The sequence below is a fragment of the Flavicella sp. IMCC45537 genome (genome assembly GCF_057197705.1).
Genome location: NZ_CM170067.1, coordinates 292,683 through 318,971, shown reverse-complemented (window position 1 = coordinate 318,971; position 26,289 = coordinate 292,683). Strand labels below are relative to the sequence as shown.

General features: G+C 33.6%; 25 protein-coding genes, 4 tRNA genes, 1 pseudogene and 1 riboswitch. Of the genes and pseudogenes, 12 read left to right on the top strand and 18 right to left on the bottom strand.

Annotated elements, in window-relative coordinates; all coding sequences use genetic code 11:
* Positions 1-8: 8 nt before the first annotated feature.
* The 4 genes from AC2DGP_RS01505 to AC2DGP_RS01490 are packed head-to-tail and all read right to left on the bottom strand — an operon-like array spanning position 9 to position 4,491.
* Entirely contained in the window at positions 9-563 is a 555-nt protein-coding gene (locus AC2DGP_RS01505; protein WP_484491261.1) for a DNA mismatch repair protein MutS, read from the bottom strand.
* Positions 564-565: 2 nt separating this feature from the next.
* A complete protein-coding gene (gene ppk2 / locus AC2DGP_RS01500; RefSeq protein WP_484491260.1) occupies positions 566-1,354 on the bottom strand; it encodes a polyphosphate kinase 2 in 789 nt (262 codons plus the stop codon).
* Between the two features lie 44 nt (positions 1,355-1,398).
* The gene (gene ppk2, locus AC2DGP_RS01495; protein ID WP_484491259.1) at positions 1,399-2,256 is read right to left on the bottom strand and encodes a polyphosphate kinase 2; all 858 of its coding nucleotides are present in this window, start codon (positions 2,254-2,256) and stop codon (positions 1,399-1,401) included.
* Positions 2,257-2,289: 33 nt separating this feature from the next.
* Positions 2,290-4,491, bottom strand: a complete 2,202-nt coding sequence (locus AC2DGP_RS01490; RefSeq protein WP_484492474.1) for a RecQ family ATP-dependent DNA helicase — start codon at positions 4,489-4,491, stop codon at positions 2,290-2,292.
* Between the two features lie 76 nt (positions 4,492-4,567).
* Here AC2DGP_RS01490 and AC2DGP_RS01485 point away from each other — a divergent pair, with 76 nt between their 5' ends.
* Genes AC2DGP_RS01485 through lptB form a run of 3 tightly spaced genes read left to right on the top strand, consistent with a single transcriptional unit; the run spans position 4,568 to position 7,128 of the window.
* Positions 4,568-5,536, top strand: a complete 969-nt coding sequence (locus AC2DGP_RS01485) for a KpsF/GutQ family sugar-phosphate isomerase (protein ID WP_484491258.1) — start codon at positions 4,568-4,570, stop codon at positions 5,534-5,536.
* A 28-nt stretch (positions 5,537-5,564) separates the two neighbouring features.
* Positions 5,565-6,371, top strand: coding sequence for a twin-arginine translocase subunit TatC (gene tatC, locus AC2DGP_RS01480; RefSeq protein WP_484491257.1), 807 nt, complete (start codon positions 5,565-5,567; stop codon positions 6,369-6,371).
* Positions 6,372-6,390: 19 nt separating this feature from the next.
* Positions 6,391-7,128 (top strand): LPS export ABC transporter ATP-binding protein, encoded by a 738-nt coding sequence (lptB, locus tag AC2DGP_RS01475; protein ID WP_484491256.1) that lies wholly within the window; start codon positions 6,391-6,393, stop codon positions 7,126-7,128.
* A gap of 74 nt (positions 7,129-7,202) precedes the next feature.
* Here lptB and AC2DGP_RS01470 read toward each other — a convergent pair whose 3' ends face one another.
* The 4 genes and pseudogenes from AC2DGP_RS01470 to AC2DGP_RS01455 form a co-directional block, all read right to left on the bottom strand.
* Positions 7,203-8,210, bottom strand: a complete 1,008-nt coding sequence (locus tag AC2DGP_RS01470) for a 3-oxoacyl-ACP synthase III family protein (protein ID WP_484491255.1) — start codon at positions 8,208-8,210, stop codon at positions 7,203-7,205.
* Between the two features lie 81 nt (positions 8,211-8,291).
* Positions 8,292-8,899, bottom strand: a pseudogene (locus AC2DGP_RS01465) (MarC family protein).
* A 2-nt stretch (positions 8,900-8,901) separates the two neighbouring features.
* Positions 8,902-9,417 (bottom strand): DUF3124 domain-containing protein, encoded by a 516-nt coding sequence (locus tag AC2DGP_RS01460; RefSeq protein WP_484491254.1) that lies wholly within the window; start codon positions 9,415-9,417, stop codon positions 8,902-8,904.
* 54 nt (positions 9,418-9,471) lie between these two features.
* The gene (locus AC2DGP_RS01455; RefSeq protein ID WP_484491253.1) at positions 9,472-11,814 is read right to left on the bottom strand and encodes an ATP-dependent helicase; all 2,343 of its coding nucleotides are present in this window, start codon (positions 11,812-11,814) and stop codon (positions 9,472-9,474) included.
* Positions 11,815-11,968: 154 nt separating this feature from the next.
* On the opposite strand from AC2DGP_RS01455, the gene AC2DGP_RS01450 reads away from it, so the two are divergent.
* Entirely contained in the window at positions 11,969-12,481 is a 513-nt protein-coding gene (locus AC2DGP_RS01450) for a DUF7935 family protein (RefSeq protein ID WP_484491252.1), read from the top strand.
* A gap of 56 nt (positions 12,482-12,537) precedes the next feature.
* Here the strand turns inward: AC2DGP_RS01450 and AC2DGP_RS01445 are convergent, their stop codons facing one another.
* The 4 genes from AC2DGP_RS01445 to AC2DGP_RS01430 all read right to left on the bottom strand — a co-directional run bounded on the left by AC2DGP_RS01445 (position 12,538) and on the right by AC2DGP_RS01430 (position 17,331).
* Positions 12,538-13,665, bottom strand: a complete 1,128-nt coding sequence (locus AC2DGP_RS01445; RefSeq protein ID WP_484491251.1) for a YncE family protein — start codon at positions 13,663-13,665, stop codon at positions 12,538-12,540.
* A gap of 18 nt (positions 13,666-13,683) precedes the next feature.
* Positions 13,684-15,585, bottom strand: a complete 1,902-nt coding sequence (locus AC2DGP_RS01440; protein WP_484491250.1) for a TonB-dependent receptor plug domain-containing protein — start codon at positions 15,583-15,585, stop codon at positions 13,684-13,686.
* 26 nt (positions 15,586-15,611) lie between these two features.
* A riboswitch (cobalamin riboswitch) is annotated at positions 15,612-15,817 on the bottom strand.
* Positions 15,818-15,937: 120 nt separating this feature from the next.
* The gene (locus tag AC2DGP_RS01435; RefSeq protein WP_484491249.1) at positions 15,938-16,876 is read right to left on the bottom strand and encodes an ABC transporter substrate-binding protein; all 939 of its coding nucleotides are present in this window, start codon (positions 16,874-16,876) and stop codon (positions 15,938-15,940) included.
* Positions 16,877-16,878: 2 nt separating this feature from the next.
* Complete coding sequence (locus AC2DGP_RS01430; RefSeq protein WP_484491248.1) at positions 16,879-17,331, bottom strand: GNAT family N-acetyltransferase; 453 nt, start codon at positions 17,329-17,331, stop codon at positions 16,879-16,881.
* Between the two features lie 111 nt (positions 17,332-17,442).
* Between AC2DGP_RS01430 and AC2DGP_RS01425 the strand changes: the two genes are divergently transcribed.
* The 8 genes from AC2DGP_RS01425 to AC2DGP_RS01390 all read left to right on the top strand — a co-directional run bounded on the left by AC2DGP_RS01425 (position 17,443) and on the right by AC2DGP_RS01390 (position 23,603).
* Positions 17,443-17,946: a bifunctional adenosylcobinamide kinase/adenosylcobinamide-phosphate guanylyltransferase gene (locus AC2DGP_RS01425; protein ID WP_484491247.1), complete on the top strand. Its 504-nt coding sequence runs from the start codon at positions 17,443-17,445 to the stop codon at positions 17,944-17,946.
* Between the two features lie 5 nt (positions 17,947-17,951).
* Positions 17,952-18,989 (top strand): nicotinate-nucleotide--dimethylbenzimidazole phosphoribosyltransferase, encoded by a 1,038-nt coding sequence (cobT, locus tag AC2DGP_RS01420; protein ID WP_484491246.1) that lies wholly within the window; start codon positions 17,952-17,954, stop codon positions 18,987-18,989.
* 3 nt (positions 18,990-18,992) lie between these two features.
* A complete protein-coding gene (locus tag AC2DGP_RS01415) occupies positions 18,993-19,757 on the top strand; it encodes an adenosylcobinamide-GDP ribazoletransferase (RefSeq protein ID WP_484491245.1) in 765 nt (254 codons plus the stop codon).
* A complete protein-coding gene (gene cobC / locus AC2DGP_RS01410) occupies positions 19,739-20,293 on the top strand; it encodes an alpha-ribazole phosphatase (RefSeq protein WP_484491244.1) in 555 nt (184 codons plus the stop codon). Before AC2DGP_RS01415 ends, cobC begins: the two co-directional genes overlap by 19 nt.
* Before the next feature lie 4 nt (positions 20,294-20,297).
* Positions 20,298-21,428, top strand: coding sequence for an ABC transporter substrate-binding protein (locus AC2DGP_RS01405; protein WP_484491243.1), 1,131 nt, complete (start codon positions 20,298-20,300; stop codon positions 21,426-21,428).
* Positions 21,429-21,530: 102 nt separating this feature from the next.
* Positions 21,531-22,463, top strand: coding sequence for a peptidylprolyl isomerase (locus AC2DGP_RS01400; protein ID WP_484491242.1), 933 nt, complete (start codon positions 21,531-21,533; stop codon positions 22,461-22,463).
* Between the two features lie 198 nt (positions 22,464-22,661).
* Positions 22,662-22,734: transfer RNA gene (locus AC2DGP_RS01395), tRNA-Gly, on the top strand.
* A gap of 83 nt (positions 22,735-22,817) precedes the next feature.
* Positions 22,818-23,603, top strand: a complete 786-nt coding sequence (locus AC2DGP_RS01390; protein WP_484491241.1) for a class I SAM-dependent methyltransferase — start codon at positions 22,818-22,820, stop codon at positions 23,601-23,603.
* Positions 23,604-23,723: 120 nt separating this feature from the next.
* Here AC2DGP_RS01390 and AC2DGP_RS01385 read toward each other — a convergent pair whose 3' ends face one another.
* From AC2DGP_RS01385 to AC2DGP_RS01360, 6 genes are all read right to left on the bottom strand, one after another.
* Positions 23,724-24,137: a hypothetical protein gene (locus AC2DGP_RS01385; protein ID WP_484491240.1), complete on the bottom strand. Its 414-nt coding sequence runs from the start codon at positions 24,135-24,137 to the stop codon at positions 23,724-23,726.
* Positions 24,138-24,313: 176 nt separating this feature from the next.
* Positions 24,314-24,386, bottom strand: a tRNA-Lys gene (locus AC2DGP_RS01380).
* Positions 24,387-24,411: 25 nt separating this feature from the next.
* Positions 24,412-24,492: transfer RNA gene (locus AC2DGP_RS01375), tRNA-Tyr, on the bottom strand.
* Between the two features lie 41 nt (positions 24,493-24,533).
* Positions 24,534-24,606, bottom strand: a tRNA-Lys gene (locus AC2DGP_RS01370).
* A 64-nt stretch (positions 24,607-24,670) separates the two neighbouring features.
* A complete protein-coding gene (locus AC2DGP_RS01365) occupies positions 24,671-25,438 on the bottom strand; it encodes an ABC transporter ATP-binding protein (RefSeq protein WP_484491239.1) in 768 nt (255 codons plus the stop codon).
* A complete protein-coding gene (locus tag AC2DGP_RS01360; RefSeq protein WP_484491238.1) occupies positions 25,439-26,179 on the bottom strand; it encodes an MlaE family ABC transporter permease in 741 nt (246 codons plus the stop codon).
* Positions 26,180-26,289 lie beyond the last annotated feature (110 nt).

Sequence of the window (26,289 nt, the reverse complement as noted above, 5' to 3'; positions counted from 1 at the left end):
TTAATTATCTATCCGCGACTTTGGATTATATATACCTCAGTTGCACCTTTTCCGTACTTTAAATAGGAACCTTCTGAAATTTTTACAGGATACCTTCCTAATAAGTAATGTAATTCTTTTTGAAGTACACCTTCTCCAACCCCATGGATAAAAACAATTCGTGGTATACGTTTGCGAATAGCAAATTCTAATTTATGCTTTGCCGTATCCAACTGGATGGTTAACATATCAAAATTCTGCATTCCTTTAGTAGATTTTACCAAATTTTGAATGTGCAAATCTACTTCCATAGGCGGAACAGTTCCTTCCTTTTTATTTTTTTTAACCTGGAAATTTTTCTTTTTTTCTGGTAGCGTTTTTGCCTTTAACAACGGATTATTTATATCTGAAAACTTAGACAACTCACCTTGATCCTTTGCTATTTTTACCAAATGACGCTCTTCATAGGTCAATTCAAACCCTAGCTCATCTTCAATAACAACTTTATTCTTTTCAACGGAAACAACAACACCACGGATAGCATCATCCAAAACCGCTACCTTATCACCTATACTGAATTTCATTCTTATACTTCTCGTTTCTTATCATAGGAGATCTGAGATAACAAATACTCTATCGCACCAATTCTAGCCGATGTTTTTCTATTCGCCTTAATTATTTTCCATGGAACTCCCGTCTCTGGAGTATTCTCAAACATTTTTGTTTTGTACTTTGTATACTCATCCCAGAGATCTTGAGCCGCCTCATCAACTGAAGTCATTTTCCATTGTTTCAAAGGATTCTTCTTGATATCATCAAATCGTTTTGCCTGTTCTCTTTTATTGATAGACATATAAATTTTAACCAATTTAATCCCCGATTGTGTAATCATTTTTTCAAAATCGTTCACCTGACTCATGAAAATCTCATACTCCTCTTCTGTACAAAAACCATTTACCGGCTCCACTACAGCTCTATTATACCAGCTTCGATCAAAAAAAACAATTTCACCTGCTTTTGGAAACTTTTTAATATATCGTTGAAAATACCATTGTGTACTTTCTTCCTCCGATGGTTTTCTAAGCGCCACAATTCTAAAATGACGTGGATTGATTCTTTCCGTAATTCTACGAATCGCACCTCCTTTTCCAGCTGCATCTCTACCTTCAAATATTACAATCACACGTTGGTTATTCTCTATAACTTCCGTTTGCATTTTTATGAGTTGCACTTGAAGTTTTTTCAACTTCTTTTCATAGTCATAAACACGTAAAGCACGTTCTATATTTATGCCCTCCTTACCTAACAAACCTTTGATACCAATCTTGGTATTTAATTTATCTATAAACGGTTTCCCTTCTAAGCTACCTTCCATCCTTATTCGCAATTGTTTTTTTTAATACCTTAACTCTAAATACCTTAATCTATTGAATGAGATGACCTAAAATAATGCATAATTACGTTAGGATCTGGAAACAAACTGGTCTGAGAAAAATCTTTTCCTTCGTACTCAAATTTAGACAACACATATCTAATACATTCAAGTCTCGCTACTTCTTTATTATTAGTTTTTACAATAACCCATGGACTATAGCTTGTGTGTGTTTTACTATACATCTGTTCCTTAAAGTGAGAATACTTATCCCATAACTCCTGTCCTTTTTGATCAACCGGACTAAATTTCCATCTTTTCAACGGATTCTTCATTCTAGAGTTAAACCTCTTTTCTTGTTCATCTTTAGAAATCGACAACCAGAACTTCACAATTATCAAACCGTCTTCATAAAGCATATGTTCAAATTCCGGAACTTGAGACATAAATTCATTGTATTGGTGATCGCTACAAAATCCCATCACTGGCTCTACAACCGCACGGTTATACCAGCTTCTATCAAAAAAAACAATTTCGCCTGGGTTTGGCAATTCTTTAATATATCGCATAAAATACCACTGTCCTCGCTCTATATCTGTTGGTTTATTCAAAGCAACAAGTCGAGAAGTTCTCGGACTCAAATGTTCCATAAACCTTCTGATAGCACCACCTTTTCCTGCAGCATCCCTTCCTTCAAAAATTACAGCAACTCTTTTATTGTTTTTAGCAACCCATTGTTGAAATTTTACAAGTTCTACTTGAAGTTTTTTCAGTTCTTCTTCATATTCTATCGTCTCAAGTATTTTTTTATACTTTCCATCCTTCTCACCAAGCAGTTTTTTTAAATCCTCTTTGGTTTCAATTTTTTCTATTTCTTCTAAAGATAAGCCTTGCTTTTCTTCCATACTTTTATTTTCTTTTTCCAATTTTACAAAGTATCAATTCGCTACCTCGCTTAAAAATTTGATACGCATCAAACGCATATCTTCCTCCTCATAATCACCATCAAACTCATCCATTGCAGCTTGAATATCATCGGTCTCAGACTCCATAAAATACTCCATAATTTCTTCCTGCTGATCTTCATCAAGAATATCATCAATACAATAGGAAATGTCCAATTTTGTTCCTGAATAAACAATGGTTTCAATCTCTTTAATCAACTGATCCATTTCTAAACCTTTTGATTTAGAAATATCCTCCAACGATAATTTCCTATCTGTATTTTGAATAATATACAGCTTCAAACCAGATTTAACCCCAGTCCCTTTTACAATTAAATCATCTGGACGAACGATGTCATTTTCATTTACATAACTTTCAATAAGCGTGACAAAATCTTTTCCAAACTTCTTTGCTTTCCCGTCTCCAACACCATGAACATTAGATAGCTCTTCAATCGTTATTGGATATCTTAATGCCATTGCCTCTAAACTTGGATCTTGAAATATAGCAAATGGAGGAACTCCTTTTTTCTTTGCTACTTTCTTTCTCAAATCTTTTAAAATAGCCATTAGTTTTTGATCACTAACTCCACCTTGAGATTTAGAATTCACCACTCCTTCACCTACATTTTCAGTATGTGTATAGGTATGATCAGCCGTCATCATAAACGACCTTGGATTTCCAATAAAATCATGACCTGATTCAGTCATTTTAAGAACTCCATATTGCTCTATTTCTTTCTTTAAAAGATCTACAACAAAAGTTTGTCTTATCAAAGCCATCCAGTAATCGGCTTTGTGTTTTTTCCCAATTCCAAAGAATGGTCGTTCAGGAGTTTTATGTGAGTTCAACATCGCATTTTCCTTTCCTATCAAAGTAGCAACGATATCTTTTGCTTTGTATTTTTCTTTTGAGTCTCTTACTACAGATAACAATAATTTAACTTCCTCGCCTGCCTCTACTTTTGGTTTTGGCGTTCGAGTATTGTCATCCATATCAGCTCCTAAACCATTTATTTCATCAAATTCTTCTCCAAAATAATGCAATAAATATTTACGTCTACTCATAGATGTCTCAGCATAGCCCACAACTTCTTGCAACAAAGCATGTCCAATTTCTTGTTCTGCTACAGGCTTGCTAGACATAAATTTTTCTAATTTTTCTATGTCTTTATATGAATAATACGCTAAACAATACCCCTCACCATCGTCTCTACCGGCTCTACCCGTTTCTTGGTAATAACTTTCTAAACTTTTTGGAATATCATGATGAATCACAAAACGCACATCCGGTTTATCGATCCCCATCCCAAAGGCAATGGTTGCAACTATTACATCGGTATCTTCCATTAAAAACATATCTTGATGCTTTGCTCTAGTCTTAGCATCCAATCCAGCATGGTATGGCATCGCTTTGATACCATTAACTTGCAGAATTTGAGCCACTTCTTCCACCTTTTTTCTACTCAAGCAATATATGACTCCAGATTTTCCTTGATACCCACGAACGAAACGAATCATATCACTATAAATATCTTTCGTTTTCGGTCTTACGTCATAAAACAAATTGGGTCTATTAAACGAAGCTTTGAATGTATTTGCATCAGAAATTCCAAGTGTCTTTAAAATATCTTCTTGAACTTTTTCTGTAGCAGTAGCAGTTAAACCAATTACCGGAACATTATCTATGTTTTTTATAATATTACGTAAGTTTCTGTACTCGGGCCTAAAATCATGTCCCCATTCAGAAATACAATGTGCTTCGTCAATTGCTACAAATGATATTTTTTGAGTTTTTAGAAACTCAACATATTCATCTTTAATCAATGATTCTGGTGCTACATATAATAATTTAGTAAGCCCATTCTCAATATCAGATTTTACTCTAGTTATTTCAGTTTTATTTAACGAAGAATTCAATACATGCGCAATTCCATCATTTTCAGAAATTCCACGTATCGCATCCACTTGATTTTTCATCAAAGCAATTAATGGAGAAACCACAATTGCTGTTCCTTCTTTCATCAACGCTGGTAACTGATAACACAATGATTTCCCTCCTCCTGTTGGCATAATAGCAAAAGTGTTATCTCCTGCAACTATACTTCTAATTACATCTTCCTGTAAGCCTTTGAATTTAGAGAACCCAAAAAACTTTTTTAAAGGACTATGTAAGTCAATTTCCTTTCTATTCATTACCTTTCCTAATCTATTTTTAGATACATTTGCAAATAAAGGTATCACTTTTTTTTATTCTACAAAATTAAAACTTTTGAAAAACTCGAATACAATTATTGACAAAGCGTTACTAACTATTGACATAGAAAGTAAAGCGATAGCGAATTTAAAAAAATTAATCAATTCTGATTTTGAAAAAGCCGTAAATTTCATATTTAATTCCAAAGGAAGAGTTATCATTACTGGAATTGGAAAAAGTGCCATTATTGCCAATAAAATTGTGGCTACTATGAACTCTACTGGTACCCCAGCTGTTTTTATGCATGCTGCTGATGCCATTCATGGAGATCTAGGGAATATTCAGGAAGAAGATACTGTTATTTGTATCTCAAAAAGTGGAAACACTCCTGAAATTAAAGTTTTAGTACCTTTCATTCAAAATTATGGAAATAAAATAATTGCCTTAACAGGTAATCCTGATTCATTTTTAGCAACCAATGCTGATTTTGTGCTGAATTGTGCTGTTGAAAAAGAAGCTTGTCCAAACAATTTGGCTCCTACAACAAGTACCACCGCACAATTAGTTATGGGAGATGCTCTAGCAATTTGCCTCTTAGATCTTAAAGATTTTTCAAGTAAAGATTTTGCTAAATACCACCCAGGTGGTGCCCTTGGAAAACGTTTGTATTTAAGGGTAAGTGATCTAGTAAATACTGACGATGTCCCTGCCGTGAATTCTGAAACAAACGTAAAGGATGTTATCATTGAAATATCTAAAAAAAGATTGGGTGCTGCTGCTGTTATTGACAATGGAACCGTAACAGGAATGATTACGGATGGTGATATCCGTAGAATGTTAGAAAAACACAGTGATATCTCTCTGCTTAAAGCAAAAGACATCATGTCTACAAACCCGAAAACACTTGATGCTGATGCCATGGCTATTGATGCTTTGAACACCTTAGAGAATTTTGGTATTACTCAAGTATTAGTATTGAATGAAAAAAAGGAATACATCGGAATCATTCATTTACATGATCTTATCAAAGAAGGAATATTTTAAAATTATAGTACGCGCAAATTTTTAATTCATGAGTGAAGAAAAAAACCAAATGTCATTTTTATCCCATCTAGAAGAATTAAGATGGCATTTAGTAAGATCAACCGCAGCCATATTTTTATTTGGAATCATATTATTTGTATTCAAAAAAGAAGTATACGATGGATTTCTGCTAGCCCATTTAGACACAAACTTTGTTACTTATCAGTGGTTTTGCGAAGTATTTAGTTCCATAGGTATTGATAGCGATTTTTGTGGTGTTCAATTCCCTCAAAAATTACAAAGTCTCTCTATGACCAACCAATTAATGAATGCTATCTGGACTTCGTTAATTCTAGGGTTGATCATTTCTTTTCCATATATACTATGGGAAATGTGGAAATTCATTGCCCCAGGCCTACATGAAAGTGAAATAAAAAAATCGAAAGGTTTTTTATTTATTACCTCGATTCTATTTTTCACAGGAGTTGCATTTAGTTTTTACGTGATTGTACCCATGTCCGTCTATTTTTTCTATCATTTTGAAATCACGGATACTATTCAAAATAACTTTACTTTGTCTTCTTATATTTCTATGGTGACCAATACCATCCTTGGTGTTTCTGTGGTTTTTGAACTCCCTGTTTTGATATTTTTCCTAACAAAATTAGGTTTGATCACTCCAGAATTCTTAAAAACATACAGAAAACATGCTTTGGTTGTTGTACTTTTATTATCTGCAGTAATTACACCTCCTGATGTAGCAAGTCAGATTATTGTCTCAATTCCGGTACTAATATTATATGAAGTTAGTATTCACGTATCAAGATTTGTAGTAAAAAAACAAGAACAAGCATAATATAATTTATTTCTCTTTTATGAAACTTAGAGCTGAAAACATTCAAAAACTATACGGTAACAGAAAAGTTGTTAAAGGTATTTCTCTTGAGGTAAATCAGGGTGAAATTATTGGTCTATTAGGACCGAATGGTGCCGGTAAAACGACTTCTTTTTATATGATTGTTGGAATGGTGCAGCCTAATTTTGGAAAGATTTTTTTGGACGACCTTGAAGTCACTGAATTTCCGATGTACAAAAGAGCTCAACATGGAGTTGGTTATTTGGCGCAGGAAGCTTCTGTTTTTAGAAAATTATCTGTGGAAGATAATATTAGATCGGTTCTACAATTTACAGGTAGAACAAAAAAAGAAGAAAATGAAAAGCTAGAATCTTTAATTGAAGAATTTAGTCTTGGACACGTAAGAAAAAACAGAGGTGATTTACTCTCTGGTGGTGAAAGAAGACGTACAGAAATTGCACGTTGTTTGGCTTCTGATCCGAAATTCATATTACTAGATGAACCTTTTGCAGGAGTTGACCCTATTGCCGTTGAGGATATTCAAAGTATTGTAGCGCAATTAAAAAACAGAAATATTGGCATCCTAATTACAGATCACGATGTACAAGCAACCTTGGCTATTACAGATAAAACTTATTTAATGTATGAAGGAGGAATTTTAAAAGAAGGGACTCCTCAAGAGCTTGCTGATGATCCAACTGTAAGAAAAGTATACCTTGGAGAAAGCTTTATTTTAAAAGAAAACAAATTCAAATAAGCACTTACAAAAATATAAAAAAAGGCAGTTTCTAATGAAACTGCCTTTTTTTATCTCTATCCATTTTTACAATATTACCATCTTATAAAAACGGAACCCCAAGTAAATCCGCTCCCAAAAGCAGCTAGTACTACAAGATCATTGTCTTTAATTCTTCCTTTTTCCCATGCCTCACTCAACGCTATAACAACAGAAGCGGCAGTAGTATTTCCATAATGCATGATATTATTATAAACCTGATCGTCCGATAACCTAAACTTTTTTTGGATAAACTGTGCGATTCTTAAGTTCGCTTGATGCGGAACCAACAAATCAATATCATCTGATTTTAATCCATTCTTTTCAAGCCCCTCAATAATAGCTTCTGAAAAACGCGTTACAGCATGTTTAAAAACAAATTGACCATTCATATATGGATAATAGGATATATCATCGGGATCATTATTTTCAATTATTTCTGGAACCCATCTTCCTGTACTAGGTCCTTCTAAAACTAACTCCTTGGCATGCTTCCCTTCTGAATGTAAATGGGTTGATAAAATTCCTTTTCCTTTTTCTTCTGTTCTACTCAAAACAACCGCTCCTGCACCATCACCAAAAATTACCGAAACATTTCTTCCTCTTGTTGTTTTATCTAATCCTCCTGAATGATTCTCGGAACCAATCACTAAAATATTTTTATACATCCCGGTTTTGATAAATTGATCCGCTACAGACATTGCATACACAAATCCCGAACATTGATTTCTTACATCCAAAGCACCAATTGTTGGCATTTCAAGCATTTCTTGAATTTCAACACCTCCTCCAGGAAAATACATATCCGGACTTAATGTTGCAAATACAATAAAATCAATATCATCTTTAGTCAAACCAGAACGCTCTATAGCTTTCTTTGCAGCCTTTGCCCCCATAACGGATGTAGAATCACCAGAACCTTCTTTTATCCATCTTCGTTCTTTTATTCCCGTACGTTCTTGGATCCATTCATCATTTGTATCCATCATTTTAGACAAATCATCATTTGTCACAATATTTTCAGGAACATAAAATCCAAGTCCTGTAATTTTAGAATTATACATAGTAATCTGGTTTAATCGTTTTCATAAACTTAAATGTAAGAAATAAATCCTAGGCAATCAATGTTCGTTAGCTTGAATCTTCTAACTCATGAAAAACACTTTCACCCCACTCAAAATACTTTGTGCCGCATATGCTGCCAAAATCAAGCCCATAACTTTACTAATGACAATGATCCCACCTTCTCCTATCCTTTTTTGAATTTTACTAGAAAGTAACAAAACCAAACAAGTAAGCCCCACTACAAAAGCTAATTCTAAGGTAGTTATGGCCTGTTGGGTTATGGAATAAATTTATTATCAGTCATGAGAACCACGGCTAAAATAGCACCTGGCGATGCGATTGAAGGCAATGCGACAGGAAAAATGGTCACTTTTTTATAATCTGTAATTAAACTCATTTCAGATTCTGGTTTACTTTCACCAAGCACCATTGAAATAGCAAACAAAAATAAAATTACACCTCCAGAAATTTGAAAAGCCTCTAGACTAATCTCCATCCCATCTAAAATTATTTGACCGACAACAATAAAAAAAAGAAGCACAAAAAATGCAATTAACGAAGAGTTTATTGCAATCTTTTTCCTTTTAGCATCCTCAAAGTTTTTGGTAGCCTCTAAATATACAGGCACAGACCCCATAGGGTCAATTACAGCAATTAATAACAATATAGCACTAAAAACCTCAGCCATAATTATTTAAAAATTTGAGTTCCGTTAGTGGTAAAGGAAACCCCTTGTTGCCCGTACGTAGAAATCATTACGGCTTCAAACAAAGGTAAATTTCTTTTATCTTTTAAAGCCCAATCAAAAATAAAATTTGCTCCAGAACCACCTTCCCTATCCACTTGATCAATAATTATTTCAACTGTTTCCAATGGTTTTAATTCAATCGGCTTTTTTAAATATTCTCTTATTTTTTTTCCAGCAGTATCAAAATAATCTGCTTTTAAAATATAAATAGATTCGGTTGTAGAAGTATTGCGCAAACTCGTTGTGATGGTCAAATACAAATGATTCTCCTCATGCATTTGATATACATGAGAATACACTGGAAGATAGGTAGTCCCTTGCTCAAAATTATTAAGCTCTATATTTGAAACATATCGTTTCTCAAAATTAGTTTTAGTAAAACTCACCTCTTCTTTTGGAGTTTCACAAGAACTTATTAGGGCAAAAACCACTAACATAAAGGTAAATCGTACTCTCATGGCAACATTTTTTTTATACTAGATCCTTATAAATCTACAAATAATTTATCACAACTAGCTCACTACATTAAGTTTCGCGAATTTTAAAATAAGCTTTTTCATTCCTTCTTTTTCAAATTTTATTTCTGCTTTTGCATCACCACCGACACCTTCCAATTTCATTACCTCACCTTGTCCAAAACGAATGTGTTCTACTTTTGTCCCAACTGCAATTTTTGCATCAGAAATCCCACCTGATCTTGCAGCGACTTTAGATACAGGTTTCATATTTTTTGGAGCCACTAAAGGTTTCTTTAAAACACTCGGTTTGGCTGTTCTTACACTAGCCGATTTTCTTGGGATTGGTTTTCTAAATCTAATTTTATCTTTAGGAACGTCATCCTCAAACAAACTACTATCTACAAAATTATTGGTTCTAGGAGCTAATTTTTTAGGTGTTAAATATTCTAAATAAACTGGATCTATTTCTTCTAAAAACCTACTCGGCTCACCATCTGTCAATTTCCCCCAACGATACCTAGTTTGTGCAAAGCTCAAATAAGCTTGATGTTCTGCTCTTGTTAAAGCAACATAAAACAATCTACGCTCCTCTTCTAATTCACTTCTAGTGTTCATGCTCATTGCCGAAGGAAATAACGACTCCTCAAGCCCAACAATATACACATAAGGGTATTCCAATCCTTTTGCTAGGTGAATCGTCATCAATGACACCATAGGTTCATCATCTTCCTTATCACTATCTAAATCAGATTTTAAAGCGACATCCTCCAAAAACACAGCAAGAGAGTCTTCTTGTTCTTTCTCTTTGGCATCATCTACAAAATATTGAATTCCATTCAATAATTCTTGAACATTTTCAACCTTACTAATCCCTTCCGGTGTACCATCAGCCTCTAAGTCTTTTACAATTTGAATTTGCTTTACTACTTGATCAGCAACTTCAAATGCATTCATTTTTTGAGCATTGATAGAAAGTGCTTGAATCATATTAGCAAAGTTCTTCAACTTTGTTTTTGTCCCTGCATTGATTTTAATATCTAGCTTATCAATATGAGCAACAATCTCAAATATAGATTTATTGTAATGATTTGCGGCAATAGTCAATTTATCAATCGTGGTAGCACCAATTCCTCTTGCAGGATAATTTATGATACGTGTCAAAGCAATATCATCTTTTGGATTTATCAGTACACGTAAATAAGACAAGACATCTTTGATCTCTTTACGTTGGTAAAATGAAGTACCTCCGTAAATTTTATAAGCTATTCTTTTTTTTCTCAAAGCATCTTCCATTGCTCTTGACTGAGCATTGGTTCTATAAAGAATACAAAATTTATCATTCGTCAACTGATGATTCATTTTATTTTCAAAAATGGAGTTTGCAACCCATCGACCTTCTTCACCATCAGAAATGGTACGCATTACTTTCACCTTTGGTCCATCCGCGTTTTCTGTAAAAATTTCTTTATCTAATTTGGTTTTATTTTTATCAATAACGCTATTGGCCGCCTCTACTATATTTTTAGAAGACCTGTAATTCTGCTCTAACTTAAATGTTTTTACATCGGTATAATGCTTTTGGAAATTCAATATATTATTGATATTAGCTCCACGGAAGGCATAAATACTTTGAGAATCATCCCCAACAACACATATATTTTGAAATCTATCTGCCAAAGCTCTTACTATCAAATACTGTGAATGGTTGGTATCTTGGTACTCATCAACCATTACATAACGAAATCTATCTTGATATTTTGCTAAAACATCTGGAAACCTAGATAACAATTCATTAGTTCTCAATAGCAAATCATCAAAATCCATTGCTCCAGACTTAAAGCATCGTTCTACATAGGCTTTATAAATCTCCCCCATTTTGGGTCGACTTGCCATAGTATCTGCCTCTTTTAAATCAGCGTTATTAAAATAAGCTTTCACTGTTATCAGACTATTTTTAAACTGCGATATTCTACTCAGAACTTGCTTTGCTTTATAACGTTCTTTGTCTAGTTGCAATTCTTTAATAATAGAGCCAATTAATTTTACAGAATCTTGCGAATCATAAATCGTAAAGTTTGAAGGATACCCTAACTTATCCGATTCCGATCTTAAAATTCTGGCAAATACGGAGTGAAAGGTACCCATCCATAAATTTTTAGCTTCACTTTCCCCAACTACAGTAGCAATACGCTCTTTCATCTCACGAGCTGCTTTGTTGGTAAAAGTCAAATTCAAAATATTAAATGCATCCACACCACTCTTCATCAAATGGGCAATTCTATAGGTAAGCACTCTTGTTTTTCCTGAACCTGCACCTGCAATAATAATCATGGGTCCTTTGGTTTGTAAAACTGCCGCCTTTTGCGATGGATTCAATCCTTCTAAATAATCTGCCAAACTAATTTCTTTTGAATTTTAATAAAAAAGTATCTCTACTACAAGCATCAAAAATAAGTTTTAAGGTCTAGTAAAGCAATAAAAGTTATCTACATATTCGCTATTTTAAAAAAATGTTTAAATTCGTTCCTCTTATCTAATTTTACAAGAAAAAATGGACTTTACAACACTAGCTTTTTCAATACTACCGGCAATCATCACAGGGGGTGTTGCTTATTATTTCCTCAATGCTCATTTTAAAAATGAAAACCACCGAAGAAAATTCAAGCTTATGCAAGAAAACAGAAAAGCAACTTTACCGGTTCGTTTGCAGGCATACGAACGTATAACTCTGTTTTTAGAAAGAATAAACCCTAGTCAATTGCTACTTCGAGTAAAACCACTTGGCGAGAACAAAGAAGCCTATAGCTCCTTATTATTAAGCACTATAGAACAAGAATACGAACATAATATTAGTCAACAAATTTATATTTCAGAAGAATGTTGGAATGTAATTACATCTTCTAAAAATGCGATCTCACATATTATTTCAGAAACAGTAAAAAAAGATACTGTTAACAACTCACAAGAATTGCGTGAAGCCATTTTAAAGAAAATGATGGAAACAACTCCTCCGTCATCTGTAGCTTTATCATTTTTAAAAACAGAGGTTCAAAAATTATTATAAAAAAAGCCCTTGAGGAATCTCAAGGGCTTTTTTAAATCTAGGGGTACTATTTTATGTTATTCGTTGAAATAGATTTTAGAGGCACCTAAACCTACCTCCGCTTCGTATACTTTTTCTTTCAAGTCATAATCTGCAATATTCAATAATGTAAGATCTACAAAGTTGTAAACAATTGTATAAAGCATATCGTCCTTAAAATTTATTCCATATATCTCCCCAACCTCATAACCTTGGGTACTAAGCTCTGTTGCATCTTCAGTAATATGATAAACCTTATTATCTGTATCTAAATAATAATAGATTATTCCACTATCAATACACATTTGATTACCCACCACATTCTCAGCAAAATCTAAGGATTTAATCACTGTATTATTTGATACATCAATAAATGAAATAGAAGATGTTGTAGCTTCAGTAGTATCCCATTCTGGTGCACCACCATAACTGATAGGTTTTCCCTCGCACAACACAATCAACTCCCCTTTTGTTGAGAATATAATCTCATCAGGGTTATCATTTACAGTAATTTCCACCACTGATTTATCAGATAGATCAATTACTGAAACGATATTATTAGAAGACCATGCTCCTTTATGAGAAACATATAATTTATTATCCTTAGAAACTATTTGTTCAACTCCATTATCTAGTCCTATTTTTGCAGATTCATCAATTTTATTAGTAGTTAAATCTAAAACTGCAACATAATCATCAGTTTCATCAGATGCCCCACCCCAATTGGTAACATATCCTACACCTCCCTCAATTGTCATATACCTAGGATTTGATAATCCTGATGTTACAACTGCTTTCTTAACCAAGGTATTTCTATCCACCACTACTATAGAATTTGCGTCATTTAAGACAATATAAGCATCGTCTCCATTAAACGCAACTGATTGAATCAACCCACCTAATTGAGCACCATTTACGCTTGTATAACTATAATTAGCAATCTTAGAAAAATCAGATTCCATAAATGCTACCGAACCATCTTTATCGCCTGAATTTCCCTCAGCACTAACCCATACACCACTACTAAAGCTTGAAATATTACTTGGATCGACATTTTCAACAACCATGACTTCAGTTTCTAAAATGTTATCTTCTTCCTCATTTGAACATGACATAAAAACTAAACTTAATATGAATAGTTTAAAAATTAATTTTGTTGTTTTCATTTTTATTTAATTAAATAGTTAAAATTTATAGTTGATATTTATTGTGTAATTTCTTCCTGGCATAGGTCTAAGGTTTGTAAAATAATATAGGTTGTTCCCTATATTATTTATCTTACAACCTAACACCAATTTGGTGTTTTCATTTTCAAGTAGACTTATATCTAACCCTAAGTTCATCACATGAACGGGATCAAGAGAATAAAAATCTAAAGCCAATCTATTGGTAAAAACCTTACTTTGATATAAATCTTGAAAATAAAGCTTGGCTATTCCATAACCATACTCTAAATTATAGTTCAACAAATGTTTTGGAGCATAGGGTAGCTGTCTTCCATTTCCAGAGTCATTTGCTTCGGTATAGGTGTAATTTCCAGAAAGATGGAAAGAATGATTGTCGATTACTTTTGTATACCCTAAAAAGAATTCGGCACCTTTATTTACTGCCGCATCTAAATTAACAGGGGTCCATAAGTTTGAATTTCCTGCTGGTTTCCAAATTATTTTATCTTTCAAATCAATATAAAAAAGAGTACTATTTAATTTCAAACCAAAATTTTCAAATTCAACACCAAATTCACCTTGTTTGGAATTTTCTGGAATTAAATTTTTGTTCCCCACTAGGGGCCAATACATTTCGTTGAAAGTTGGTACCCGATAATTAGCAGAGACATTAGCCTTTAACCAAAAGTACTTGGCTATCTTTTGCTCGCCAGAAAGCGTTACTGAAAAAGGAACTTCAAAATCTGAATTATACTCCTTCCTTGCTCCTACTGAAAAAATCAAATCTGAAGTTGGGGTGTAACTAACAATTCCTCCCATAGAAAAAACATTTCTTTCTTCAGAAATTAAATCGGTGGTTTGTCCATTTATATGGTCCGCAAGCATCAAATATTTTACACTCCATAAATTTGAAATTCTATAATTCAAAGAATAATTCAAAGATAAAGTTTGAGACTTTCCAAAACTAAACTCTTCATTTTCTTTATCTTCATAATATCGATATTCCTGACTAATAAAACTTGTATTTATTTCCTGCGCAAAACTTCCAAACTTAAAATACCACTTCAATAAATTTCTTTGGTTGAAATCCTCATTTCTTTCACTTCCCGCTGAAGGATTAGGTAGCCCATCTGAGAACAACCTATCCCCATAATAACCCGTGGTATAGAAATATATTTTATTCTTATCAGAAATCTTATATCCTACTCCTAAATCAATCCCATAGTTTATATAATTCCCATTTTCATTTTTTAAAGAATTTCCATCTTCATCCTGATACCTCTCATCGATAAATGGATAATCATTATCCGAACTATTAAAAACTCCTGATAATTTAATTGCCCATCTTCCTGTTCCAATATTTGCCTTAAAAAAATTTGAACTTGTATTGAAACTTCCATAGGAAGCAAACAATTGATACGTATCATGAATTTTAAAATCCAAGTGATCTTTCAAATGAACTGTCCCTCCAATAGCACCAGAACCGTATTGAACACTTCCACCTCCACTTTTTACAATTATTTCATCCGCTGTATTTGCTGATAAGGAATTAAAATCGGTTTGTCCTGAACCAACGGAATTGATATTTATTCCATTCCATAATACTACTGTATTTGAGGCAGAAGTCCCTCTAAACCTGGCTGAGCTTGTACCTCCATTTCCATAATCTTTAAACGCTATGGGACTGTTATACCTAAGAAGTTCCGTAAAATTGGTCGGATTTCGTACTATTTCTTTTGCTGAAACTTCAATTGTTTTTTGCCCCAGTCTTTCAACTTTATGATGCTTTGAGGCCTTTATATCAACTGTGTTCAAATTCTGGATAGAGTCCAAAGAATTATTATCCAAATTTTTCTCTTGCGAAAAAATCGAATACATCCCCATCATTGCCAGTAAACTCAATACTCTACATAGATCCATAATAATTTCCTTTGTTCCCGAAAGAATTTATAATTACGAACTAGGCAGGTCTCCTGGCTTGCGTCTTGTTGTTACCTTCCCGTAAATTATTTTACAGTGGTATAAGCTTACAACAAGCATCATTTTCATGATTAAGCTTACAGTTGCGGGTACAGCTTTCGAATTGAACGAAATTCCCTTTTAATCTCATTTCATACCATTTGAAATGAAAACCAAATTCGCTGCAAAAATAGTTACAATGTTTGGATAAACAATTTAATTACTCGTAAATAATTAAAACAATAAATATCAACTAGATACTTTACAATTTTTCTATTTCATTAAAATAGAAACCATAAAAAGAAAGACACTTTTACTTATATTCTTCTAAAAGTGAAGAGAAATTTGAAAACTTTGCACTCTGCTCTTGAGAGACTTCATAATATGATGGATGAATCATTTTTGCCAATACTTCAATTCCATTTACCAAGGTACTTGCAGAGGGTTGTGTAAACATATCAAAATCTGCAATATATACAGCATTATTTTTTACAGCTCTTAAAGAATTCCACTCAAGACGATTTGTTAAAAATGGCATATCATTCAAAGTTGTTTCTGTAGTATAACCACAAGGAGCAATTACCAATACCTCAGGATCATATTTTACAATTTTATCCCAATCAATTACAATACTATCTCCTGATGGATGTGATAATAAATCAACACCACCTGCACAACCTATTTGATGAGGAATCCAGTGACCACAGTTAAACAAAGGATCTATCCATTCCAAAAGCATCACCGACTTTTGCAACAACCTATTCTCGCGTTGCACATCAATTACTTTTGCTATCCGGTTCTCTAACTCGCAAACATGTTGAACACCATATTCTTTTTTACCCATTGCAGATGCTATCGTTATCACTGAATCTAAAACATCTTGTAATGAACCAGGATTGATCGGTATCAACCTTGGTTCTTTTTCTAATTTTGCAACCGCCGCCGCTGTACATTTCGTATCAATTTGGCACACCTCGCATACATCTTGTGTAAAGATAATATCTGGTGCAATTTTCGCCAATTCCTTTTCATCAACATAATAAAGACTTTCTCCAGTTTTTTTACTATTCGAAAACAAGGTATTTATCTCATCACTTGTATAATTTTTTCCTTCCATAACACACCTTACAACTCGCGTTTTCTCTTGTAAGGCAGTTGCCGGACACTCAAACGTGATTCCATCTAAAGAATCTTGCAAACCCATGTCGTAAATCATTTGGGTAATAGCTGGTAAAAAAGAGGACACTTTCATTCTTAATAATCTTTATTTATTTCCATCGCAATATGCGGTATAGAATCTTCTAGATACTCTTCTCCGATGGCAACAAAACCATGAGATTCATAGAAATTCTTTAAATACAATTGTGCAGATATATGGATTTTAGTTTCTTTGAATTCATTATTAATACAATCAATAGAATATCGAACCAATTGATTTCCATAATCAAAATTTCTATATTTTTTTGCTACTACCACCCTACCTAAACTTGCTAAGTCGTAGCAATCCTTACTTTTAAAAATTCTTGAATAGGCCACCAATTCATTTTTAATATAACCAAGGATATGGAGCGCTTTTTGATCTTTAAAATCGACATCTAAATAGGCAGAATCTTGTTCTACAACAAATACCTCCGCTCTTAAGTTTAATACCTTATAGAGTTCTTGAATTGTAAAATCATCAAATTTTCTAATCTTAAATTGAATCATAAAAACGATAGTAGTTCGGTATGCGAAATTAACTTCTTTTAAAGATAATCATAACATTTTTAAAAATATTCTAAAAAATCTACCAATCTTTGCAGTTCAAACATAAGTAAAATGATCTATTATATAACCGGTGGAGAGCGTTCAGGGAAAAGTTCTTACGCTCAAGAATTAGCGGAAAAACTATCTCCAACTCCTTATTATTTGGCTACTTCTAGAATCTGGGATACAGACTTTCAAAAAAGAGTGGATCGGCATGTTTCAGACAGAGATGAACGTTGGACTACTATTGAAGAGGAAAAACATTTAAGTAAAGTAATTCCAAACAATGCCGTTGTTGTAATCGACTGTGTAACCCTGTGGCTGACCAATTTTTTTGTAGACACCAAATACGACGTTTCAAAATCTTTAGAATTAGCTAAACAAGAAATAGAAAGCCTAAAAAATATAGATGCTACTTTAATCATTATTTCAAACGAAATTGGAATGGGTATACATTCTGAACATGAATCTGGTAGAAAATTTACAGAATTGCAAGGTTGGACAAATCAGGCAATTGCCAAAATAGCCGACAAAGCAATCTTTATGGTTTCAGGACTTCCTTTACAATTAAAATAACACACATGAAATTTGATATAAAAAAAGTAGATCAATCTTTGGCAAAAGACATTCAACTTAAAATTGATTTTAAAACAAAACCAATAGGATCTTTAGGTATTCTAGAATCAATAGGATCACAAATAAGCCTGATTCAAAACACCTTAACCCCAAAAATATCAAAACCTTCCATTGTCATATTCGCAGGTGACCATGGAGTTGTAAAAAACCATCCTGTAAGTCCATTCCCTCAAGAGGTAACTGCTCAAATGGTATTGAATTTCCTCTCTGGAGGCGCTGCTATAAATGTGTTTTCTGAAATAAACAAAGTTGATTTACATATAGTTGATGCAGGTGTTAATTTTGATTTTGAATCGAATCCCCACCTTATTAATGCTAAAATCAACAAAGGAACTAAAGATTATACACAAGGACCAGCCATGACTCTTGAAGAATGTAAATCTTCAATTCTTAAAGGGGCTGAAATTATTACAAAAATATATTCCACAGGCTGTAACACCATTGGCTTTGGAGAAATGGGAATTGGAAATACATCTTCGGCTTCCTTACTAATGAGCGCGTACACCAATACACCAATTGAAGCCTGTACTGGTAAAGGAACTGGACATTCGGAAGCAGGTGTCAAGAATAAAATTGATATTCTAAAAAAAGCCAAAATAAAACATTCAGACAGCAAGGAATGTATGGATGTTCTGGCTGCCTTTGGCGGATATGAAATTTCAATGATGACTGGTGCATTTCTTCAAGCCGCAAAATTGAAAATGACTATCATTGTTGATGGGTTTATTACAACAAGTGCTTTACTAGCGGCGAATGCAATCAATAAAAATGTATTGGATTATTGTATTTTCTCACATACATCTGGAGAAAAAGGACATGAAAAAATGTTAGCCTATTTAAATGCAAAACCTCTACTCAATTTCGGATTAAGGCTTGGAGAAGGAACTGGTGCCGCATTGGCTATTCCTACTCTAAACGCAGCAACAGCATTTATAAATAAAATGGCCTCTTTTGAAAGCGCAGGCGTTTCTGAAAAAAATTAAACTATGAAAAACCAAATACACATATTTTTAACCGCAGTGATGTTTTTCACTAGAATACCCTGCCCAAAATGGGTAGATCATTCTCCTGAAATATTAAACAAAAGTACTCGTTACTTCTCTTTAGTCGGAATTTTGGTTGGTCTTATAGCTGCTTCGTTCTACTATATAGGTACCTTATTATTCTCCAACCAAATTGCGATTATAATAAGTATGGTTGCATCAGTTTGGACCACCGGTGCTTTTCATGAAGATGGATTTGCCGATGTTTGTGACGGTTTTGGTGGAGGCTGGACCAAAGATAAAATCTTAATGATCATGAAAGATTCTCGTTTGGGGACTTATGGTACTGTGGGAATTCTATTTATTCTAGCCTTGAAATTTACGGCTCTTAATGAAATTCCTAATGAATTTGTCGCTCTTGCTATTATATCCGGTCATAGTATTAGCCGATTTACCGCCACTACCTTAATTTTTACGCATCCCTATGTGAGAGAAACCGAGGATAGCAAAAGTAAACCAGCAGCCGATAGAATGTCATTAAACTCCTTAATTACAAGTGCATTTTTCGGCCTACTTCCACTCATATTTTTTCAAAACCACTTGATATTTCTTGTACTTATACCATTAGGAATCACAAAATGGTGGCTCTCTAGATTTTTCAAAAAATGGATTGGGGGTCAAACTGGAGATTGCGCTGGAGCCTTACAACAATTAGCTGAAGTAGTTTATTATTTATCCCTTATTGCAATATGGAAATATATTTGGTAAGACATACCACACCCTTAATTGATAAAGGAATCTGTTATGGGCAGACTGATTTAAACCTATCTCCTACTTTTGAAGATGAAAGCAACATCATTTTAGAGAAAATAAAACTCAACAATGATGTTAAAATATTTTCAAGCCCATCCAAACGCTGTACTCTTTTAGCTGAAAAATTTGCAAAAAAAATCACAATTGACAAACGACTTATGGAATTGAATTTTGGAGATTGGGAGATGAAAAAATGGGATGACATTCCTAATAAAGAAATGACTCCATGGATGAAAGACTTTGTTTCAGTAAAAGTACCTAATGGAGAATCATATACTAATTTATCAGAAAGAGTATTGGAAGTTTTCTCAGAAATACTTCATAAAAATCATCAACAAAATGTAATTGTATCACACGGAGGCCCTATTAGAAGCCTCTTAGCACATCTTACAGAAACAGCACTAAAAGATTCGTTTAACATCAAAGTAATTTACGGCCAGGTAAGTAAAATTACAATTCATAAAACTACTAAGGTTCAAATATCTATATAATGTCATGAAAAACATATATTCATTTTTCTTATTTATCGGAATAATCACCTCCTGTTCTTCACCTCAAAAAAAAGAAACAGTTGCTGTTACCCAAAGCTTAAAATATGCCAAAGGCTTTTCCATTACCACAGAAAATGGTTTCAAAAAAATAACCATCAGTAATCCTTATAAAAACGCCGAAAAAAAATATGAATACCTGCTCATCCCAAAAGGTGAGAAAATACCAAAGCACACAACTGAAGTTCAAATCGTAAGAACTCCCGTAGAAAAAATTATCGTCACCTCTACTTCACACATTCCGTTACTAGAATTATTAGAAAAAGAAAAAACACTGGTAGGTTTCCCAAATACAAATTTTATCTCCTCTCCAAAAACCAGAGCCTTAGTAGACCACAACCAAGTGAAAGAAATTGGAAAAGAAGAGCATATAAACACAGAAATACTTCTAGACCTATCTCCTGAACTAGTGATGAGTTTTGCTGTAGACAAACCCAATAAATCATTCACAACCATTCAAAAAATGGGCATTCCCATTCTTTTAAATGGAGATTGGCTAGAGGAAACCCCACTTGGAAGAGCGGAATGGATTCATGTTTTTGGAGCTATTTTTAATGAAACTCAAAAAGCAGATAGTATTTTTAACCATATTGAGCAAGAATACCTGAAAGCTAAGAAAATTGCGACACAGGAGGTAAAAACTAAGCCTACCGTTCTTTCGGGATCAATTTTTCAAGATGTTTGGTACTTACCTGCTGGAGAAAGTTTTATTGCCACCTACTTTAAAGATGCACAAACCAATTATTTATGGAAAGACAGTAAAGGAACAGGGAGTCTATCTTTAAATTTTGAGAATGTTTTTGAGAAAGGACAACATGCAGATCTATGGATTGGTTGCAGCATGAATAACACTAAACAAGAATTGTTAAATTCTAATGCGCACTATGCTCAATTTGATGCCTACCAAAAAAATAACGTCTATACATTTGCAAAATACAAAGGAGCTACCGGAGGGATGTTTTATTTCGAATTAGGTCCTATTAGACCCGACCTACTTCTTAAGGACATCATTAAAATAGCACACCCAGAATTATTACCTGAATACAAAACAGTATTCTTCTCAAAATTAAGCGAGTAGAAAATTATTATTTAACAAAAATTCAACACATAAGCATTCTAGGTTGACTTGTAGATCAATGCAGAATAGCTATATTTGCATCACTTAAAAAAACATATAAAAATGAACAACGGATTATACGCTAAATTCAACACAAGCAAAGGTGCTATTTTGGTGAATTTAACACACGACAAAACTCCTGGTACAGTTGGTAACTTTGTAGCTTTGGCTGAAGGGAATTTAGAAAACAATGCAAAACCACAAGGAAAGCCATATTATGATGGATTAAAATTCCATAGAGTTATTGCTGATTTTATGATTCAAGGAGGATGTCCTCAAGGAACTGGAACTGGTAGCCCTGGATATAGTTTTGATGATGAATTTCACCCTGAATTAAAGCACGATAAACCTGGTGTTTTATCTATGGCTAATTCTGGTCCTGCTTCAAATGGTAGTCAATTTTTTATTACTCACGTTGCAACGCCATGGCTAGACAACAAACATACAGTTTTCGGTTTTGTTGTAGAAGGTCAAGATATAGTTGATACCATTGCTCAGGATGATGTTATTGAATCTTTAGAAATTGTCCGTGTAGGAGAAGAAGCTGAAAACTTCAATGCAATAGAAGCTTTTAGAACTTTTGAAGGATCTAGAGAGGCTAGAATCGCTGAAGCAAATGCTAAACAAAAAGCAATTTTGGATGAAGTTTCTGCAGGATACGAAGAAACTGCTTCAGGATTACGTTACAAAATATTAGAAAACGGTAATGGAAAACAAGCAACTAAAGGAGCTGGTGTTTCTGTTCATTATAAAGGTCAATTATTAGACGGAACCGTATTTGATTCATCTTACAAACGTAAACAACCAATCGACTTCAATGTTGGAGTGGGTCAGGTTATTAAAGGATGGGATGAAGGAATTCAGTTATTAAAAGTTGGAGACAAAGCTCGTTTGGTTATCCCTTCTGAATTAGCTTATGGTTCTGCTGGAGCTGGAGGAGTAATTCCTGCCGATGCAATACTTATTTTTGATGTTGAATTGGTTGCTGTAAAGTAATTATCTTCTTCAAATAATAAAAAAAGACCTGTTTTAAACAGGTCTTTTTTGTTTCTAAAAACAATTTAAAAAAAAGTTTTAACGCATGTTTCTCGTATACAAATAGTTATAAAAAAACATTAAAAAAAGGTAAATTTATTGTGCTATTTCCCTTGCCAAAACGAAGAAACGTACTATATTTGCAGAGCAATACCAAACGCGAAAGTAGCTCAGTTGGTAGAGCGTCAGCCTTCCAAGCTGAATGTCGCCGGTTCGAACCCGGTCTTTCGCTCAAAACTCCATCTTTTTAAGATGGAGTTTTTTTTGTCCCAGTTTTTAATATTTGTTACGTACATTTAAACAAAAAAAACAAAAATGAAAGTACTGCAGAAATTATGGATTGCACTCAATATTATCAGAACATATCGAAAAGGCTTTTTATTTCTTAGCAATCCTATTTACATATCAGGAAGGAAAAACGTTAAACTAGAAAAGAACAAGAACGGAAATCGAACCGAAACGATAAATGCTATTTTAAAAACCTTCAATAGAAAGACTGCGTATTTAGAAATTGGAACAAGAAACCCTTCTCATAACTTTAATCTTGTCGAAGCAGACCAAAAATACAGTGTAGATCCTGGTGTAGAATTCAAGAAAAACCCAGTAGATTTTAAAATGACGAGTGACACTTTTTTTAAAAAACTAAAGAAAGGTGAAGTACTTCATAAAAACCAATTATTTGATGTTATATTTATTGACGGTCTACATCTTGCGGAACAAGTAAACAGAGATATCAATAACGCCTTTAATCATCTCAGCAAAGATGGTTTTATCGTTATGCACGACTGTAACCCTCCAACAGAGTGGCATGCGAGAGAAACATACAATTATCGTTACAGCCCAGCGGGTGGAATTTGGAATGGAACTTCATGGAAGGCGTTTTACACATGGAGATGTAAAGCAGATATTTTTTCACTTTGCGTAGATACGGACTGGGGTATTGGTGTATTATCAAAGAACAAATACATCGGAAACAACACCACTCTAACCAATCCATATTACGAATTTTCCAAAATGTATAAAAACAGAATCGAAGACTTAAATTTGATGAGTTTCAATGATTTTAAAACATTGATAAAAAAAAAGCAGCCCCCTCAATAAAAAATTAAAAGAAAGAACAATCCTTACAAATAAATAAAAAAGCCAGATGGTCTATAGAATAAAAACTTCCTTACCATCTGACTTTTAAATTTTAGTATTTCTTTTATCAACTACATCATACTAATGCAATACAACATTTTTATACGAAGCACCATTTAAAGACTCTTTCCAAGTAGTTCCTTTAGGTCTAATATTAATTCGTATTTCATGATTACTACCTGCTACAGGCGCTTTCTTAAACTTAATTGAAATAACACCTTTATTGGTTCCTTTTTCAACCTGCATTACTTTACCTCCAATCCACTTACCATCTTCTCTCAACTCAATAGCAACCTCTCTTCCACTTTTAGCAGTATACTCTATTTCAAAATCCATCTTAATTGCTGCTGTAAAGCCTTTATCAATATTTAATACTTGAATCGACTCTTCCTTTAAACTATCTACAGCGTACGTTTCCGAGCTCCATGACACCAGTCCAACTGCCAATACCAATAGCGCAACAAGTCCTCTTAATTTTAATCCAATTGTTTTCATAATTCTAATCTATTTTATGGTTATTAATTCTACTGCAAGTTTATTCACAACGCAACCAAAAAAGGATAAGAAAACATTTTGGAAGGGCAACAAATGGCTTATTTTTCAATTTATAGACAGAAAACACAAAAAATATAGACAAAAAAAAAGTCTGCAATAAATTGCAGACTTTTCTGTGACCGGGCTGGGGCTCGAACCCAGGACCCTCTCCTTAAAAGGGAGATGCTCTACCAACTGAGCTACCAGGTCATTGCTAAAAGCAAAAGAAATATAGTGGTGAGAGTAGGATTCGAACCTACGAAGCTTGCGCAGCAGATTTACAGTCTGCCCTCGTTGGCCACTTGAGTATCTCACCAATATTTCAATAAAAAGGAAAATTTAGTTTACCTAAATTAGTGACCGGGCTGGGGCTCGAACCCAGGACCCTCTCCTTAAAAGGGAGATGCTCTACCAACTGAGCTACCAGGTCATTATTTCCTTTGTTTTAGCGGGTGCAAATATAGAACGTTATTCCAATATAACAAAGCTTTTTTTTAATTAATTTCATCTAAATATGCTTGTCTTACTTTCTTGAATAAATTGGAACTGTAAACAAAATCCACAACAGATTCATTATCAGTTTTAAAGACATCTTTACTCGTCCCTTCCCACTCTTTCAAACCATTTTTTAAAAAAATAATTTTTTCTCCAATTTCCATCACCGAGTTCATATCATGGGTATTTATAACTGTTGTTATTTGAAATTCGGCTGTTATTTCTTGAATCAAATTATCAATAACAATAGCTGTTTTTGGATCAAGTCCAGAATTTGGTTCATCACAAAACAAATATTTGGGATTCATCACAATCGCTCTTGCAATTGCTACACGTTTTTGCATCCCTCCAGAAAGTTCCGCTGGAAATTTTTTATTTGCATTTGTTAAGTTCACTCTTTTTAGAACCGTATTGACACGATCCATCATTTCAGACATCGATTTATCTGTAAACATTTTCATCGGAAACATCACATTCTCTTCAACCGTTAACGAGTCAAACAATGCGCTTCCTTGAAAAACCATTCCTATATCTTGTCTTAATTGTCTTCTACCGTCTTCATCCAAATCTTTACTGATCTTTCCGTCAAATGCGATGGTACCGACCTCTGGAACATGTAAACCCAATAAACTTTTTAAAAACACGGTTTTTCCAGAACCACTCTGACCAATGATCAAACTAGTCTTTCCGCGTTCAAAGGTTGCGTCTACCCCTTTTAAAATAGTTGTATCACCAAAACTCTTTTGTATCCCCTTAACTTCTATCATCTATCCTAAAAGTGTTTGTGTTAAAAAATAATTCATTAAAATAATAACTACACTGGTCCAAACCACTGCTTGTGTACTTGCACGACCTACCTCTAGAGCACCTCCTTTTACATAGAAACCATGGTAAGAAGGTATCGTAGCTATAAGAAATGCAAAAACTACAGACTTAATCAAAGCATATTGAACTAAAAATGGATCAAAATCTAATTGAATTCCACCTATATAATCTGCTGAATGAAACAACCCTGTTAAAGAGCCTGCAACCCATCCTCCAAAAATCCCAAGAAACATTCCTACAATTACAATTAAAGGATAAAAAAACACAGTCGCCAATACTTTAGGCATCACAAGATAGTTCAACGAGTTTATTCCCATCACCTCCAAAGCATCAATTTGTTCAGTTACTCGCATTGTACCAATACTAGAGGTAATAAACGACCCAACTTTACCCGCCAAAATAACAGAAGCAAAAGTCGGAGCGAATTCTAGTATCATTGATCTTTTTGTAGCAAATCCGATAAGGTATTTTGGAATCAGTGGACTATCAACATTCAAAGCTGTTTGAATAGCAACAACTCCTCCAACGAAGAAAGAAATAAAAGAAACGATTCCTATAGACTTCAAACCCAAATCTTCAATTTCTCTAAATAAAGCCTCTCGGAAAACATTCCATTTCTGCGGCTTTTTAAAAACCTCTTTAAGCATAATAAAATACTTACCGATATGTTCTATATAATTCATGTATTAATTTTTTGCTAAAGTATTAAATAATCAGAAACTATATTACATTAAAATTAGGAATAGAATCACATATTCTACCGTTTTTTATAACAATAATTGACTAATTTTAT